General features: G+C 72.5%; 10 protein-coding genes and 1 pseudogene. 5 read left to right on the top strand and 6 right to left on the bottom strand.

The window, feature by feature from the left end:
* Positions 1-137: 137 nt before the first annotated feature.
* On the top strand, positions 138-1,628 hold the full coding sequence (locus J7462_RS28755) for a SulP family inorganic anion transporter (protein ID WP_219468810.1): 1,491 nt from the start codon (positions 138-140) through the stop codon (positions 1,626-1,628).
* A 20-nt stretch (positions 1,629-1,648) separates the two neighbouring features.
* On the opposite strand, the gene bioD is transcribed toward J7462_RS28755, so the two are convergent.
* Together bioD and J7462_RS28745 are read right to left on the bottom strand one after the other, a co-directional pair.
* Positions 1,649-2,353: a dethiobiotin synthase gene (bioD, locus tag J7462_RS28750; protein ID WP_219470807.1), complete on the bottom strand. Its 705-nt coding sequence runs from the start codon at positions 2,351-2,353 to the stop codon at positions 1,649-1,651.
* A 164-nt stretch (positions 2,354-2,517) separates the two neighbouring features.
* Positions 2,518-3,651: pseudogene (locus J7462_RS28745) on the bottom strand (8-amino-7-oxononanoate synthase); the annotation flags it as partial.
* A gap of 428 nt (positions 3,652-4,079) precedes the next feature.
* Here J7462_RS28745 and bioB point away from each other — a divergent pair.
* The 3 genes from bioB to J7462_RS28730 are packed head-to-tail and all read left to right on the top strand — an operon-like array spanning position 4,080 to position 5,838.
* Positions 4,080-5,075, top strand: coding sequence for a biotin synthase BioB (gene bioB / locus J7462_RS28740; RefSeq protein WP_208570754.1), 996 nt, complete (start codon positions 4,080-4,082; stop codon positions 5,073-5,075).
* A 4-nt stretch (positions 5,076-5,079) separates the two neighbouring features.
* Positions 5,080-5,328, top strand: coding sequence for a hypothetical protein (locus J7462_RS28735; RefSeq protein WP_374197555.1), 249 nt, complete (start codon positions 5,080-5,082; stop codon positions 5,326-5,328).
* A 3-nt stretch (positions 5,329-5,331) separates the two neighbouring features.
* Positions 5,332-5,838, top strand: a complete 507-nt coding sequence (locus J7462_RS28730) for a GNAT family N-acetyltransferase (protein WP_219468803.1) — start codon at positions 5,332-5,334, stop codon at positions 5,836-5,838.
* 71 nt (positions 5,839-5,909) lie between these two features.
* On the opposite strand, the gene J7462_RS28725 is transcribed toward J7462_RS28730, so the two are convergent.
* Positions 5,910-8,381: a non-reducing end alpha-L-arabinofuranosidase family hydrolase gene (locus J7462_RS28725; RefSeq protein ID WP_219468801.1), complete on the bottom strand. Its 2,472-nt coding sequence runs from the start codon at positions 8,379-8,381 to the stop codon at positions 5,910-5,912.
* 209 nt (positions 8,382-8,590) lie between these two features.
* A complete protein-coding gene (locus J7462_RS28720; RefSeq protein ID WP_219468798.1) occupies positions 8,591-11,626 on the bottom strand; it encodes a glycoside hydrolase family 9 protein in 3,036 nt (1,011 codons plus the stop codon).
* A gap of 305 nt (positions 11,627-11,931) precedes the next feature.
* Here J7462_RS28720 and J7462_RS28715 point away from each other — a divergent pair, with 305 nt between their 5' ends.
* The gene (locus tag J7462_RS28715; protein WP_244253589.1) at positions 11,932-12,336 is read left to right on the top strand and encodes a VOC family protein; all 405 of its coding nucleotides are present in this window, start codon (positions 11,932-11,934) and stop codon (positions 12,334-12,336) included.
* Between the two features lie 143 nt (positions 12,337-12,479).
* On the opposite strand, the gene J7462_RS28710 is transcribed toward J7462_RS28715, so the two are convergent.
* Positions 12,480-13,637, bottom strand: coding sequence for a GNAT family N-acetyltransferase (locus J7462_RS28710; RefSeq protein WP_219468796.1), 1,158 nt, complete (start codon positions 13,635-13,637; stop codon positions 12,480-12,482).
* A gap of 89 nt (positions 13,638-13,726) precedes the next feature.
* On the bottom strand, positions 13,727-14,428 hold the full coding sequence (locus tag J7462_RS28705; protein ID WP_219468793.1) for an amino acid-binding protein: 702 nt from the start codon (positions 14,426-14,428) through the stop codon (positions 13,727-13,729).
* Positions 14,429-14,563: the final 135 nt, after the last annotated feature.

Raw genomic sequence — 14,563 nt, 5'->3', positions numbered from 1 at the left:
GTTTTGGTCAAAACGGAGATCAACGGTGACGCAAAGCTCTTGATCACCGGGGCGAGGCGGGTGGGGTGGGTGGGGTGGGTGGGGTGGGTGGGGTGGGTGGGGTGGGGTGGGCAAGGCGCGTGGAGGGGTGGGGTCAGGTGAGGTGGGCGGCGGTCCGCGGAGACCTGCCGGCGTCGCTGGTGGTGTTCCTGGTGGCGTTGCCGCTGTGTGTGGGGATCGCGGTCGCCTCCGGCGTACCGGTCGAGCTCGGACTGGTCACGGGGGTGGTGGGTGGGCTGGTGGTGGGGGTGATGCCGGGCAGCAGTCTCCAGGTGAGCGGACCGGCCGCCGGGCTGACCGTCCTCGTCGCCGAGGCCGTGGACCGGTACGGGCTGGCCGGCCTCGGCACCATCGTGCTGGTCGCCGGCCTGCTCCAGATCGGGTTGGGGCTGCTACGACTCGGCCGGTGGTTCCGGGCCATCTCGGTGGCCGTGGTGCACGGCATGCTCACCGGTATCGGCCTGCTGCTGATCGCCGGTCAGCTCCACGTCCTGGCCGGCGCCGACACCCCACCGACCGGCCTCGCCGGCTTCACCGGGTTGCCCCACCTGGTCGGGGACCTCACCGGCTCCGGCACGGCACAGGTGTCGCTCGCCGTCGGAGTGGCCACGATCGTGGTCATGCTGCTCTGGGACACCCTGCCCGGCCGGCCGGGCCTGGTCCCCGGGGCGCTGGTCGCCGTCGTCGCGGTCGCCGGGGTGAGCGCCGTCCTGCGGCTACCGGTCGCCACCATCGAGGTGGAGGGCCTGCTCGCGGCGATCCAACCGTCGTTCGGGCACTGGACGGCCCTCACCGACCCGGGGCTGCTCGCCACCGTCGTCACGTTCACCCTGGTCGCCTCGGCGGAGAGCCTGTTCAGCGCGGCGGCCGTCGACCGGCTGCACCAGGGGCCGCGCACCGACTTCGACCGGGAACTCGTCGCCCAGGGCACCGGCAACACCGTCTGCGGCCTGCTCGGCGCGTTGCCGATGACCGCCGTCATCGTACGCAGCTCCGCCAACGTCCGGGCCGGGGCGCGGACCAAGGCGTCCCGGGTGCTGCACGGGGTGTGGCTGCTGCTCTTCGTCGCCGCCGTGCCCGGCCTGGTGGGGCTGATTCCGATGCCCGCGCTCGCCGCCGTGCTCGTGCACGCCGGATGCAAGCTGCTGCCGTGGCGGGCCCTGCCCGAGCTGTGGCGGGAGCACCGGGGCGAAGCTGTGGTGCTGGTGGTGACCGCCGTCGCGATCCTCGGCACCGACCTGTTCACCGGCGTGCTCGTCGGCCTCGGCCTGGCCGTGGTCAAGACCGCCTGGGAGACGTCCCACGTCCGGGTCACCGTGCACGACGACGTCGACCCGGTGCACGTGACGATCAGCGGCAACGCCACCTTCCTGCGGCTGCCCACCATCCTGACCACCCTCGACGGGCTGCCCGACGACCGGCGGGTACGGCTGGACCTCGGCGGCCTGCGGCACGTCGACCACGCCTGCCGTACCGCCCTGGATTCCTGGGTCGAGGCGCAGAACCGCGACGCCGCCGTCAGCGTGCAGGTCGTCGCCCCACGGCCGGCGCAGGACGACCAGCCCCGGCCCGTCCCCGCCACCGAGTGAGGGCACCGGCGGCGGACCGCTCAGCCGGCGTCCTCGGCCCAGGTGCGCCAGTCGTCGAGCACCCCGTACAGGTCGGGGGTGAGCCAACCCGGGGCGGACCGGCGGAACACCCCCGGGTCCATCGACCCGGCACCGGTCGGTAGCGCGCCGAGCAGGTTCGGCACCAACTCGGTCAGGTTCGCCCAGTGCACCAGTTGCGGCTCCGCCGGCCAGGCACCGATCACCACCCCGGCGGGCACGGCCCGACGCTCCAACGCCTCCAGGGTGAGCGCGGTGTGGTTGAGGGTGCCGAGCCCGGCCCGGGCCACCACCACCGCCGGAGCGCCCAGCGACACCGCCAGGTCGGCGACCGTCCACGCCTCGCCCGACGGGCGCAGCCCCATCGGCACCAGCAGCCCACCGGCTCCCTCGACGAGCACCAGGTCGTGCTTGTCGACCTCCGCGCGGATCGCATCGACGGCCGTGTACAGCTCCAGCGGCTCCAACTCGGCGACCCGGGCCGCCGCCAGCGGGGCGAGCGGGTCCGGGTAACTCGACAGGGTGCGACCGGTCAGCGGGGCGGCCAGCCGGGTCACCGAGTCGATGTCGCCGGGCTCGCCGGTGGCCGTACCCGTCTGGCCCGGCTTGACCACCGCGACCCGCAGGCCGGCGGCCTGCGCGGCAGCGGTGATCGCCGCCGTCACCACCGTCTTGCCGACCTCGGTGTCGGTCCCGGTGACCAGCACCGCACCCTTCCACCCGCTCACGGCAGAATCTCGGTTCGCGACTGCGGGGCTCGCAAACCCGGCTCACTCCTCGCACTCACGGGAACCACCTCAGCTCGCGACTGCGGGGCTCGCAAACCCGGCTCACTCCTCGCGCTCACGGGCACCACCTCAGCTCGCGACTGCGGGGCGCACTCCACGATGGCCTCCAGGGCGTGTTCGAAGTCAGCTCGGGTGACCCCGGCCGAGAGGGTCAGGCGCAACCGGGAGCGGTGGTCCGGGGTGGACGGCGGGCGGAAGCAGCCGACGGCGACGCCCCGGTCCCGGCAGTCGGCCGCCCAGGCGGTGGCGGCCTCCGGGCCGGGGGCGGTCACCGAGACCACCGCGCCGTCGGGGGCGGACACGGTCAGCCCGGCCGCGCCGAGGCGGCGTACCGCGTGCCGGGCCCGGTCGGCCAGCTCGGCCCGCAGGTCGTCGGCGGCCCGGGCCACCGCCACGGCGGCCCGCACCCCGGCGGCGACCGACGGCGGCGGCGCGGTGTCGAAGATGAAGGTACGCCCGGTCTCCACCAGGTGCCGGACGAACTCGGCCGGACCGGCGACCACCCCACCGGCCCCACCGAGCGCCTTGGACAGGGTCGCGGTGACCACCACGTCCGACGCACCGGCGAGCCCGGCGGCGGCCACCGCGCCGGCCCCGGCCGGACCGGTGACACCGAGCGCGTGCGCGTCGTCGACCAGCAGCAACGCACCGTGCTGCCGGGCCACGGCGTGCAACGCGGCCAGCGGGGCGAGGTCACCGTCGACGGAGAAGACCGACTCGGTGACCACCACCGCCGGGCGGCCCGGCGCGGCGGCGAGTGCGGCGGCCACGGCGTCGACGTCGACGTGCGCGGTGACCACCGTCTCCGCGCCGGAGATCCGGCAGCCGTCGATCAGCGAGGCATGGTTGTGGGCGTCCGAGACGAGCAGGGTACGCGGCTGGACCAGGCCCCGGACGGCGGCGAGGTTGGCCAGGTATCCGGAGGAGAAGACGAGTGCCCGGTCGACGCCGAGCCAGTCGGCCAGGTCGTCCTCCAACGCGTGGTGCACGTCGGTGGACCCACGCACCAGCCGGGAACCGGTGGCGCCCAGCCCGTACCCGGCGAGGGCCCGGCCGGCGGCGGCGACCACCTCCGGGTGGGTGGCCAGCCCCAGGTAGTCGTTGCCGGCCAGGTCGATCACCCGGTCGCCGGCGGCGCGGGGGCGCAGGGTGCGGGTGAGTCCCGCCTTCGCCCGCAGTGCGGCGCGGCGGTCCAGGGCCGCCAGCCAGTCCGCCACCGGTCATCGCCTCCGTCCGCCGTTCGACCCGCTCCGCCCGGCCCGTACCGCCCGGCGTGCCGTCCCGCCCGACGCCTGTTGCCGGACGACCGACCCCGCCCGGCTCGTACCGCCGGGCGGGTGGGCGGCGCTGTCGCCGCCGGGCGAAATTACCATCCGCCGGGCCGGCACCGGCGTGGCGGCGGGCCCGCCGCACCGACGTGCGGGGGTGGGGACGGAGCCGGTCGAGGGGGTCGGCGGGGCCGGGACCGGGGCGGCCGGCGGGCAGCGGCTCGGGGTCGGCGGAGCCCGGTCCGGGGCAGCGGCTCGGGGTCGGCGGGGCCCGGTCCGGGGCAGCGGCTCGGGGTCGGCGGGGCCCGGTCCGGGGCGGTGGGTGGGCGGCGGCTCGGGCGTTTCCCGGCCCGGGGCGGCCTTGTAGGGTACGACCCATGCCAGAGATCCTCGACCAGGCCCGGACCCAGGTGCTGGGCGACGGCGTCGGCCTCGACCAGGCTGGTGTCCTCGCGGTGTTGACCCTGCCCGACGAGCACGTCCCCGCCGCCCTCCAGCTCGCCCACGAGGTGCGGATGCGGTGGTGCGGCCCGGAGGTCGAGGTCGAGGGGATCGTCTCGCTCAAGACCGGCGGCTGCCCGGAGGACTGCCATTTCTGTTCGCAGTCCGGCCTGTTCACCTCCCCCGTGCGCTCGGTCTGGCTGGACATCCCGTCGCTGGTGGAGGCGGCGAAGCAGACGGCCGCGACCGGGGCGAGCGAGTTCTGCATCGTGGCCGCCGTACGCGGGCCGGACGACCGGTTGATGAAGCAGATGCGCGAGGGGGTCGCCGCGATCCGCGCGGAGGTCGACATCCAGGTCGCCGCGTCGCTGGGCATGCTCAGCCAGGAGCAGGTCGACGACCTGGTCGAGATGGGCGTGCACCGCTACAACCACAACCTGGAGACCTGCCGTTCCTACTTCCCGAACGTGGTCACCACGCATTCCTGGGAGGAGCGCTGGGAGACCCTGCGGATGGTCCGCGAATCCGGCATGGAGGTTTGCTGCGGTGGCATCCTCGGCCTCGGCGAGACCGTGGAGCAGCGCGCCGAGTTCGCCGCGCAGCTGGCCGAGCTGGACCCGCACGAGGTGCCGCTGAACTTCCTCAACCCGCGTCCGGGCACCCCGCTCGGCGACCGGCCGGTGGTGGAGGGCAAGGACGCGCTGCGGGCCATCGCCGCGTTCCGGCTGGCCATGCCGCGCACCATCCTGCGGTACGCGGGCGGCCGGGAGATCACCCTCGGTGACCTGGGCACCCGCGACGGCCTGCTGGGCGGGATCAACGCGGTGATCGTCGGCAACTACCTGACCACGCTGGGTCGGCCGGCGACCGACGACCTGAAGCTGCTCGACGACCTGAAGATGCCGGTCAAGGCCCTCTCCGCCACCCTGTGAGGTGATGATGACCGACGCGGGTGACCCGACCACCGACGGCCGTACGGCGGAGTCCGCCGTGCTGACGTCGGACGCGACCTGGTGCGACCGCTGTGGTGCGGACGCCACGGCGGGCCCGCACCCGGGGTGCGCGACGGCCCGGGTGCTGGAACCGCCCCGCTACTGCGGGCACTGTCGACGGCGGATGAAGGTGCAGGTGCTGCCGGTCGGCTGGTCGGCGGTCTGCGTCGAGCACGGCGAGCGGCGGGGCTGAGGCGTGCTGCGCGGGCGGGCGGTCACGCTGCGGCCGGTGACGGAGGCGGACGTGCCCGCCCTGGCCACGATCCGGGCCACCCCGGAGGTACGCCGCTGGTGGCGCGGCGGTGACGACCTGGCCGCGTCGGTGCGGGCCGACCTGGCCGACGACACGGTGACGGTCTACGTCGTCGAGCACGCGGGCCGGCTGGTCGGGGCGATCCAGTGGTACGCCGAGACCGACCCGGACTACCGGCACGCCAGCCTGGACGTCTTCCTCGATCCGGCGGTACGCGGCAACGGGCTGGGCGGGGACGCGGTCCGCACCCTGGTCCGGCACCTGGTCGACGAGTACGGCCACCACCGGTTCACCATCGATCCGGCGGCGGCGAACACGGCGGCGATCCGGGCGTACGCGAAGGTGGGGTTCCGCCCGGTGGGCGTGATGCGGCGGTACGAGCGGGGCGCGGACGGGCACTGGCACGACGCGCTGCTGATGGACCTGCTCGCGGAGGAGCTGGCCGACTGAAACCGGGCGGGGCGTGCCCGGCACCCTCAGGTGCCGGACACGCCCCGGTCGTTGCGCGGGCGCAGGTGCGCCTAGCGCTGGAGGGTGAGGACACCCGGCCGCCACGGCAGCAGGTTGTAGTCGGTGTTCGCGTTGGGGTCCTTGCCCTGGTAGAGCAGTTGCAGGTTGCAGGCGTCGATGGTCTTGGTCTGGTCGGGGTTGGTGCGGACCAGGTCACCGTGGCTGATGTCGTTGGTCCACGTGGCGCCGCTGTTGGCCTTGCCGGCGAAGGGGTTGCTCTCGCTGGCCGCCTGCGGGGTCCACGAGCCGCCCAGGCTGTTGGACGTGAACGACCGGAAGTAGCGCCCCTGGCTCCCGATCGCCTCGACGATCATCAGGTACTGGTTCTGGCCCTGCACCTTGTAGACCTCGACGCCCTCGAACAGGTTGTTGGTCGAGTCCGTCATGATCGTCGTGTAGCTCGAACCGAAGCTGCCCGGAAAGTTCCCCAGCGGCATGCTCGACCGGTAGATCTTGCCGTTGTCACCGGCGAAGAACAGGTACATGTTCTGGTCGTCACCGATGAGGGTCTGGTCGATCACACCGTACGGGGCGTCCGGGAGGGTGGCGGTGGACAGCGTCTGCGCCGAGGACCAGCCGTTGGCGTTGGTCGGGTCGCTCGACGTCTTGTAGCTGAACGAGGTCGGCCCCCACTGGTACGCCAACACCCAGATGTTCTTCGGGGCGAAGTAGAGCAGCGTGGGCGCCACGGTCCCCTGGCTCATGCCGTTCTGGCTGGCCGAGGCCATGTCGGACCAGTTGGTGAACGTGCTGAAGTTCATCGAGCTGTACTGGCCGCTGCTGTTGACGTACGAGCCGTAGACCAGGTGCTTGCCGTTGTAGACGACGTTGGTGAAGTCCTTGAGCGAGACCCAGCCGTTCTTCGGGCTGGTCAGCGCGCCGGTCGACGACCACCGGTAGGTCGACGGGAGCGCGCAGCCACCACCCGGGGGCGGCGTGGTGGTCGGCGGCGGCGTGGTCGGCGGCGCGGTGGTGGGCGGGTTGCTGCCACCGAAGTCGGTGCGCCACTGCTGGTTGGTCTGCCCGTGGCAGTCGTACAGCTGGACCTGCTGGCCGTTGCCGGTGCCCCAGACGTCCAGGCAGCGGCCGGACTGCACGCCGCTGATGGTCCCGTTGGAGTTGATGTTCCACTGCTGGTTGGCCCCGCTGTTGCAGTCCCAGATGATGATCCCGGTGCCGTTGGCGGTGGCCGCGCCGTTCGCGTCCAGGCACTTGGTGCCGTAGACCCGCAGCTGCTTGTTGCTGGTGTACGTCCACTGCTGGTTGGACTGGCTGTTGCAGTCGTAGAGCTGCACCCGGGTGCCGTTGGTCTGGGTGGAGTTCGGCACGTCGATGCACCGGTTCGACGCCACGCCGACGATCCGTCCGGCGCCGCCGCTCGGCGGCGGGGTCGTGGTGGGCGGGGGCGTGGTGGGCGGGCCCGTGGTCGGCCCGGAGGTCGGCGGGGCCGCGTTGAGCGCGTTGAGGACCGAGTTGTACGCGGCCTTCTTGTTGCCGCCGCCGTCGAACAGCAGCGGGTTCTCGTTGGAGCGCCAGGAGTCGCTGTCGCGCACGCCCCACACGGTGATGCCGATGCAGCGCGGCACGTTCAGGCACGCCTGGGTCAGCCCGGCGTACTGGGTGGTGGAGGAGTTCGTGACGTCGACCTCGGTCAGCGCCACGTCCACCCCGAGGGCGGCGAAGCTGGACAGCGTGGTCTGGAAGTTGCTCGGCAGCGAGCTGCCGCCGGTGAAGTGGGTCTGCAGACCGACGCAGTCGATCGGCACGCCCCGGGACTTGAAGTCCTGGATCATGCGGTAGACGCCCTGCGTCTTGCCGTACGACCAGTTCTCGATGTTGTAGTCGTTGTAGCAGAGCTTCACCGACGGGTCGGCGGCCCGCGCGGTGCGGAACGCCACCTCGATCCAGTCGTTGCCGGTGCCCTGGAGGTTCGACGACCGGCGGCTGCCGTCCTCGTTGAACGCCTCGTTGACCACGTCCCACGCGGCGAGCTTGCCCTTGTAGTGGCCCATCACGCCGTTGATGTGGTCGATCATCGCCTGGCGCAGCGTGCTGCCGCTCAGGTTCTTCATCCAGTCCGGCTGCTGCGCGTGCCAGGCCAGGGTGTGCCCACGGACCTTCAGGCCGCGCTGGGTCGCCCAGTTGTAGATCTGGTCACCGGAGTTGAAGTTGAACTGGCCGCGCTGGGGCTGCGTCGCGTCCGGCTTCATCTCGTTCTCGGCCGTGATCATGTTGAATTCGCGGCCGGCGATCGTGCTGTACGTCGAGTCGCCGAGCCGGCCGGCCGCGATAGCCGTGCCGAAGTACCGGCCCGACTGCGCGGCGGCCGCGCCCAGCGTGGTCGCGGCGGCGTTCGCCGACGGCATCATCACCGCGACTGCTGCCACCGTCACGACGCTGACCGCGCCGGCGAGCAGCGCCCGGACGGCGGGTGGTCGCCGTCGCCGGCTCCCGCCGTGGTGAACGGATGGGCTTGTTGCCATCGTGGCCTCCTTGCTGGCCAACAGCCGGGCCGTCGGGACGGGACGGCCGGACGTATCGGTTGTCACATCTAGTGCCGTCGATGTTTCCATCATGTGCCGGCCGGAACAAAGATGTTTCGGAAAAGTATCGGAACATTTTTGGCCGCGCCCGGCCCGACGAGACGTGGCCGGTCACCCAGGGTGCGGTGCCGGCCACGTCACGTCGATGATCAGGAGACCGTGCAGGCCGCCCCGTTGAGGGTGAAGGTGGTCGGCTTCGGGTTGCTGCCGGTGTGGGTGCCGTTGAACCCGATGCTGGTGGACGCGCCCGGGGCCAACGCCCCGTTGTAGCTCATGCTGGTCGCCGTCACCGCCGCCCCCGTCTGGGCGAACGTCGCCGACCAGCCCTGGCTGACCTTCTGACCGCTGGTCGGGAAGGTGAAGGCCAGGCTCCAACCGTTGAGCGCGGTCGTACCGGTGTTGGTGATGCTGATGCTGGCGGTGAAGCCGTTGGTCCAGTCGGTGGTGGTGTAGCCGACCTTGCACGACGAGGCGGGCGTGGTCGGGGTCGGGGTGGGCGTCGGGGTGGAGGTCGGCGTCGGGGTCGGCGTCGAGGTGCCCGGCAGGGTCTGCACGGTGAGCGTCTTCGACGGGGTGGACGGGTTGCCGGCGGCGTCCACCGCCACCACGTAGAACCCGTACGACGTGTCCGGCGTCAGCCCGGTCACCTGGGCGGTGGTGCCGGTGCTCGTGGCGACGACGAGATGGGCCGGCCAGGACGTCTTGTAGACCCGGTAGCCGGTGACCCCGACGTTGTCGGTGGACGGCGTCCAGCTCAGGGTGACCCCGTTCGCGCCGATGTTCGACGCGGTCGGGGTGCCCGGCGGGGTCGGCCCGCTGGTGTCCGAACCGGTGCCCGCCGGGGTGGCCACCGCGAGCGCCGACGACCACAACGAGCTGTTGCCGGCACCGTCGCGCGCCAGGACCGAGAACCGGTAGTTGCTGGCGGGCGAGAGCGTGGTCAGGGTCAGGCTGTTGGTGGTGGTGCGGAAGGAGGAGCGCACGTCGCTGCCGACCGGCTCCATGGCGACGTCGTAGCCGGCCACGCCGCTGCCACCGGTGTCGGTGGACGCGGGCCAGGTCAACGTCAGGCCGGTGGGCGTGATCGCGGAGGCGACCGGGGTGCCGGGGACGGTGGGCGGGGTGGTGTCGGTCGGCGTCGAGGTCGGCTCGTCACCCCAGACCCGGGTGGTCCCGGCGTACAGCGGCACCTTCGGGTTCGGGCCGGCGGTGGCCTGGTACGACGGGTCGTTGGTCGGATCCCAGGTGCCGCCCTCCGGTACGCCGATCTTGAACTGCACCTCCATCCGGTGCTGCGACTGCCCGGCCGGGGCGATCGTGTAGCCGGTGCAGTCCACCTCGACGTACCAGATGTCGCCGGAGAGCTGCTTGGCGGTCGACGGCGACGGGCACCCCTGGGTGTAGCCGGGGGTGACCTGCACGGCGGTGCTGCCCTCGGGCCGGAAGTAGTAGCGGAACTTCCCGTTGGTCAGCGCCCGCGCCGGGAACGCCGACTTGTTGTAGACGACCGCCTTGAGCCCGGTCGCCCGGGGCTCGGCCTGCATCACCGTGGTCTCCACGGTCAGCTCGGGGATGTCCGGGGTCTCAGCGGTGGGGAAGTTGGCGAGCGGGGTGCCGCCGTACTCCTGGGAGAGCCGGGCCAGCGCGGAGGTGAAACCGGCGTTGTAGTCGGTGGCCACCTCGTTCATCACGTAGTCCGACCGGCTGTCGGAGTAGGCGTCGTTGGCCGAGGACGGGCCGCCGACCAGCGCGCCGTAGAGCACGTGCCGGGTCTCCACCGGCACCGTCTGGCTGTCCCACCAGGAACCGTGCGCGGTGCGGTGGTGCGGGTTCTTCGGCGCGTTGGCACCGAACCCGATCATGTAGCTGGACTTGCGCGGGTTGTCGCCGAGCGCGTAGTTGACCTGCCGGACGGCGAAGTCGTGGAACCGGGCCTTGCGGGTGGCGTCGGTGGTCTTGTCGCTGTAGACCAGCGCCGCGAAGCTCGTGTTCGCCGCGTACCGCAGCGCACCCCAGGAGTCGAGGACGGCCATCCCGCCCGGCGAATAGGGCACCTTCTGGCCGTTGACGCCGACCGTCCAGTAGTCGAGCCACCGGTTGGCGTCGTCGACGTACTTCTGCTTGCCGGTCAGGTTGGCCAGCAGCACGTACGCCCCGAACTGCTTGTTGTCCCAGGCGAGGGTCCACTTGTAGGACCGGGTGGTGGACTGCGGCTCGGTGCCGAGCTTGTCGTACTCGCTCTCGGCCTTGGCCAGGTAGGTCGCGTCGCCGGTGGCCCGGTGCAGCCAGATCGCCCCCCAGACCAGTTCGTCGGTGTAGCCGCTCCACGACTTGTAGAAGCTCGTCGCGTCGGTGATGCACTCGTGGTAGCTCTTACGCACCGTGTCGGCGAACGTGTAGAGCTGCTTGGCATGGGTGAGCAGCTTGTCGGCGTAGGCGGCGTCGGTGGGCCGGAACACCATCGACGACGCGGCCATCGCCGCCGCCGTCTCCCCCGCCAGGTCCGCACCCCCACAGCTCGCATCGATCTTGTACGCGGGCCGCGCCATCGGCAGCACCTCGGCCGGACCCCACCACTTGTGGTCGTCGTCGCCCTTGCCGACCTGCCCGTAGAGCACGTTGGCCGAGGGGTGCGCCTTGATGAAGTAGTCGTTGACGAAGCGCAGGTTGTTCAACAGCGGGGCGAGCTGCCCTGAGGCGACGTACCCGTCGCGGTACTCGACCGCACCCCAGGCGAGCATGGTGGCGCTGAACGCCATCGGAAAGCCGAACTTCACGTGGTCACCGGCGTCGTACCAGCCGCCGGTGAGGTCCACCCCGACGTCCGCCCCGTCGGTCAGCGCGGAGTCGCCCCGCCAGGAGACCCGGTTCCAGGACGGCTTCTTGCCGGACTGCTGCGCCTCGTAGAACAGCAACGACTTCTGCAGCGCCTCGGGGTAGTTGAACATGCCGGTGCCGGCGGCCTCGGCAGCCGTGGTGCGCTCGGCAGCCGCGCGCTCGGCAGCGGCGGGAGCGGCCCCGGCGGCAGCGGCGCGCTCGGCCCCAGCGGGAGCGGCGCCGGCGGTGAGCGGGAGGGCGCTGACGGCGAGGGCCAGCCCGCTGGTCAGGGCGACACCGGTGGCGAACAGGCGGCGGAGCCGAGGTCGGCCCCCGCCCGACCGGCCCGGCCGGTTCGGGTGCTGCATGGCGAAACTCCTGTCGGTGGTGCCTCCGGCGGCGCCCACCGGACGCGGGGACGGGGGCGTCGCGGGTGGTGAGCGCCGCCGGAGGCGGGTGGTGGTGAGAGAACCGAAGGAGTCGCGGGAGCGCTCCCATGGATGTGCGCCAATGTAATCGTTCGGTCATCGGTTTGTGAAGGGGCCAACCCCCACGACACCCGGAAGAGCCCGCGGAAAACACGCAGGGCGCGGAGGGACGGGGCGGGGGTGCGGAGTTGGGGGCGGGGGATGTTCGTACCGGGGCTGGGCGTCGACGTGACTAGCCTGGATCGATGTCGATGATCGAACAGGTGTCGTTGGGGGTGACCGACGACCGTCGCGCCGGCCGGTTCTGGGCCGAGGCGCTGGGTTACGTCCGTCGCCCACCCCGCTACCCGGCAGACGAGTGGATCGTCCTGGAGCCGCCGCCGGGTACCACGGGGGTGGCGCTGGCCATGGACGTCAGCGAGAGCCCGGTGGCGGAGTTTCCCCGTATCCACCTCGACCTGCACGCGGGTGACCGGGACCTCGACGACGAGGTGGACCGGCTGCTCGGGCTGGGTGCCGACCGGGTCGACTGGCCGCACTATCCTGCCGTACCGGAACCCGGCCAGCTACCGTACGTCGTGCTCGCCGACACCGAGGGGAACCGGTTCTGCGTCTCGGGGCACCGCCGGGCGGGCACCTTCTTCGGCTGATCCGGGGCATCGCGCCGGACATGGGCAGGGCCCCCGCACCGGGGGCCCTGCCTGTGCACCGTCCCCCGCATCGGAGTTCGGCCTTGCACCGGGAGGAATGCCCCCGCCCGGTGCCGTACGGGTCGTCTCGATGGTCGGTGGGGTCAGCAGATCCCACCGTTCGTGCTGGTCGGCCGGGTGCCGCCCACGCTCGTGCTGGGGCGCGGGATTCCGCCGGTGACCGGGACGCCGGTCGCTGGAACGCCGGCCAGCGGGACGCCGGTCGCCGGTACGCCGGCCAGCGGGACGGTGACGGTGAGCACGGTGCCGTCCCGCTCGACCGTCGCGGGCCGGCCCAGCCGGGCCAGTGTCCGCACCATCGGCGTGTTTTCGGCCTGGGTGTGCAGGACCAGCGCCGCGTAGCCGGCCCGCTCGCCGTGGGTCAGCAGCCGACGCAGCAGCGCGGTGCCCAGACCACGTCGCTGCCAGTCGTCGCGGACCAGCAGCGCCACCTCCGCCTCGTCGCCCTCGGCGAGCAGGTTGGCCAGCGCGACGACCGACTCCGCCGCCCCGTCGGAGCCGGTCGTCGTGGCCACCAGGGTCAGCCCCCGGGCTGGTTCCAGCAGGCGGCGCAGCCGGGTCGGCGAGGGCAGCGCCGCGCCGCTCAGATACCGCCGTTGCCGGCTCCGCGCCGAGCAGCCCTCGTGCAGCTCCAGCACCCCGGCCAGGTCGTCGGCGGTCGCTGGCCGGAGGGACAGTTCCGCCCCGTCGGGCAGCACCAGGGTCACCCGGTCGGCTTCCCGCCGGGCCACCGCCGCCGCCAACTCCACCAGCGCCTGCGCCCGCGCGTATTCCGCCGGGGTGAAGCTGGGTGCCTGCCGGCGCAGTTCGTAGGAGCCGCCGGTCGGGTCGGTCAGCAGCATGGTCGTGGTGCCCACCGCGTCGTGCCCGGTGGCGGACGTCGGTCGCCAGGTCACCTCGTCCGCGCCGAGGGTGGCTCGGAGCACCTCACCGGCCTGTTCCGGGTCGCCGACCAACCGGGTGGCCAGGCCGAGCACCCGGGTCGGCTGGTCGGCCAGGCCACGCGCCTCGCTGCGCGCCACCCAGCAGTTGCGACCCCGGCCCCGCTCGACGGCGGCGATCAGGTCCGCCTCGTCGAGCGCGTCCGGCGCGTCGACGAGGAAGTCGTCCACCGCACCGACCTCGGTGGTGTGCACCTGCACGGTGAGGATGTTGACTCCTCGCAGCGCGAGACTCGCGGTGAGGACCGACAGGTAACCCGGCCGGTCGTCCACGGTCGCCCTGACTCGCCACAGCGCCATGCCCACTCCCTTCCCCACCACGAAGCCTGCCCGGGGCCTGTTGCCGTGGCGTTGCCCGGTGGTGTCGCACCGGCAACCGTTCGCCCAGGTCAGGTGACGGTGGTCACCGACCGCGGGCCGACCAGGTCGAGCCGGTCCCCGAGGATCACCGCGCTGGCCCGGACCAACTGGGCGAGCCGGTCGACCTCGGTGGCGTGGAACCCGGCGGCGGTCAACGGCTCGGTGTGGTCCCGGGCCACCACCAGCACCAGCCCGGCCCGGCCGAACGGCGCGATCGCGTAGTGCGTGCCGTCGGCCATGGTCAGGGTGCGGGCCCGCAGCGGGGTCACCTCGGGCAGCCGGGGCGGCTCCGGGGCACGCCAGCTGGCGTGCCCGACGGTGGCCGTCCCCGCGCCGGCCCGCGAGGCCCAGTCCAGCGGTACGACGGCCGCCACCGCCCAGTCTGCGGCGAGCAGCCCCGGTACCGCGTCGACCAGGGTGGCCACCCCGTCGGTGGGGTTCGCCGCCACCTGGGCGAGTAGTTCGGCGTCCTGACCGGTGGTGGTCGGTGCCCCGATCGCCCGCCACACCCCGTCGACGCGCACCCCGGGGATGGCGGCGAGACCGGCGAGCAGGCCCTCGACCCGGGCGGCACCCGGCCAGACCACGGTGAAGTCGTCGACCGCGCGGCCACCGAGCCGCTCCAGCACCACGACCTGGACGATGTCGGCACCGGAGACGCCGAGCGTACGGGCCACCTGGCCGAGTGTCCCGGGGCGGTCCGGCAGGGTCACCCGAACTCTCAGCAACATGTCAGTCCCTCCGCTCGGCGGGCCGGCCACACAGGGCCGGCAGGCTGTTGCCAGCCTGCCGGTTGACCATTTCGCCCCTGTTGCCGTGGCATGTCCCCGGCGGAAAATGGCTGACCTTGACAACCCGGCTGACCT

The sequence above is a fragment of the Micromonospora sp. RL09-050-HVF-A genome (assembly GCF_019374995.1).
Lineage (GTDB): Bacteria > Actinomycetota > Actinomycetes > Mycobacteriales > Micromonosporaceae > Micromonospora > Micromonospora antibiotica.
The sequence above is the reverse complement of the archived record's forward strand: the minus strand, read 5'-3'. Positions and strand labels throughout refer to the sequence as shown.

Coding starts and splice junctions, on each gene's coding strand:
- J7462_RS28720 (WP_219468798.1), bottom strand. CDS start 11,626: ATGCAGCACCCGAACCGGCCGGGCCGGTCGGGCGGGGGCCGACCTCGG.
- J7462_RS28735 (WP_374197555.1), top strand. CDS start 5,080: ATGATGACCGACGCGGGTGACCCGACCACCGACGGCCGTACGGCGGAG.
- bioB (WP_208570754.1), top strand. CDS start 4,080: ATGCCAGAGATCCTCGACCAGGCCCGGACCCAGGTGCTGGGCGACGGC.
- J7462_RS28725 (WP_219468801.1), bottom strand. CDS start 8,381: ATGGCAACAAGCCCATCCGTTCACCACGGCGGGAGCCGGCGACGGCGA.
- J7462_RS28705 (WP_219468793.1), bottom strand. CDS start 14,428: ATGTTGCTGAGAGTTCGGGTGACCCTGCCGGACCGCCCCGGGACACTC.
- J7462_RS28710 (WP_219468796.1), bottom strand. CDS start 13,637: ATGGCGCTGTGGCGAGTCAGGGCGACCGTGGACGACCGGCCGGGTTAC.
- J7462_RS28715 (WP_244253589.1), top strand. CDS start 11,932: ATGTCGATGATCGAACAGGTGTCGTTGGGGGTGACCGACGACCGTCGC.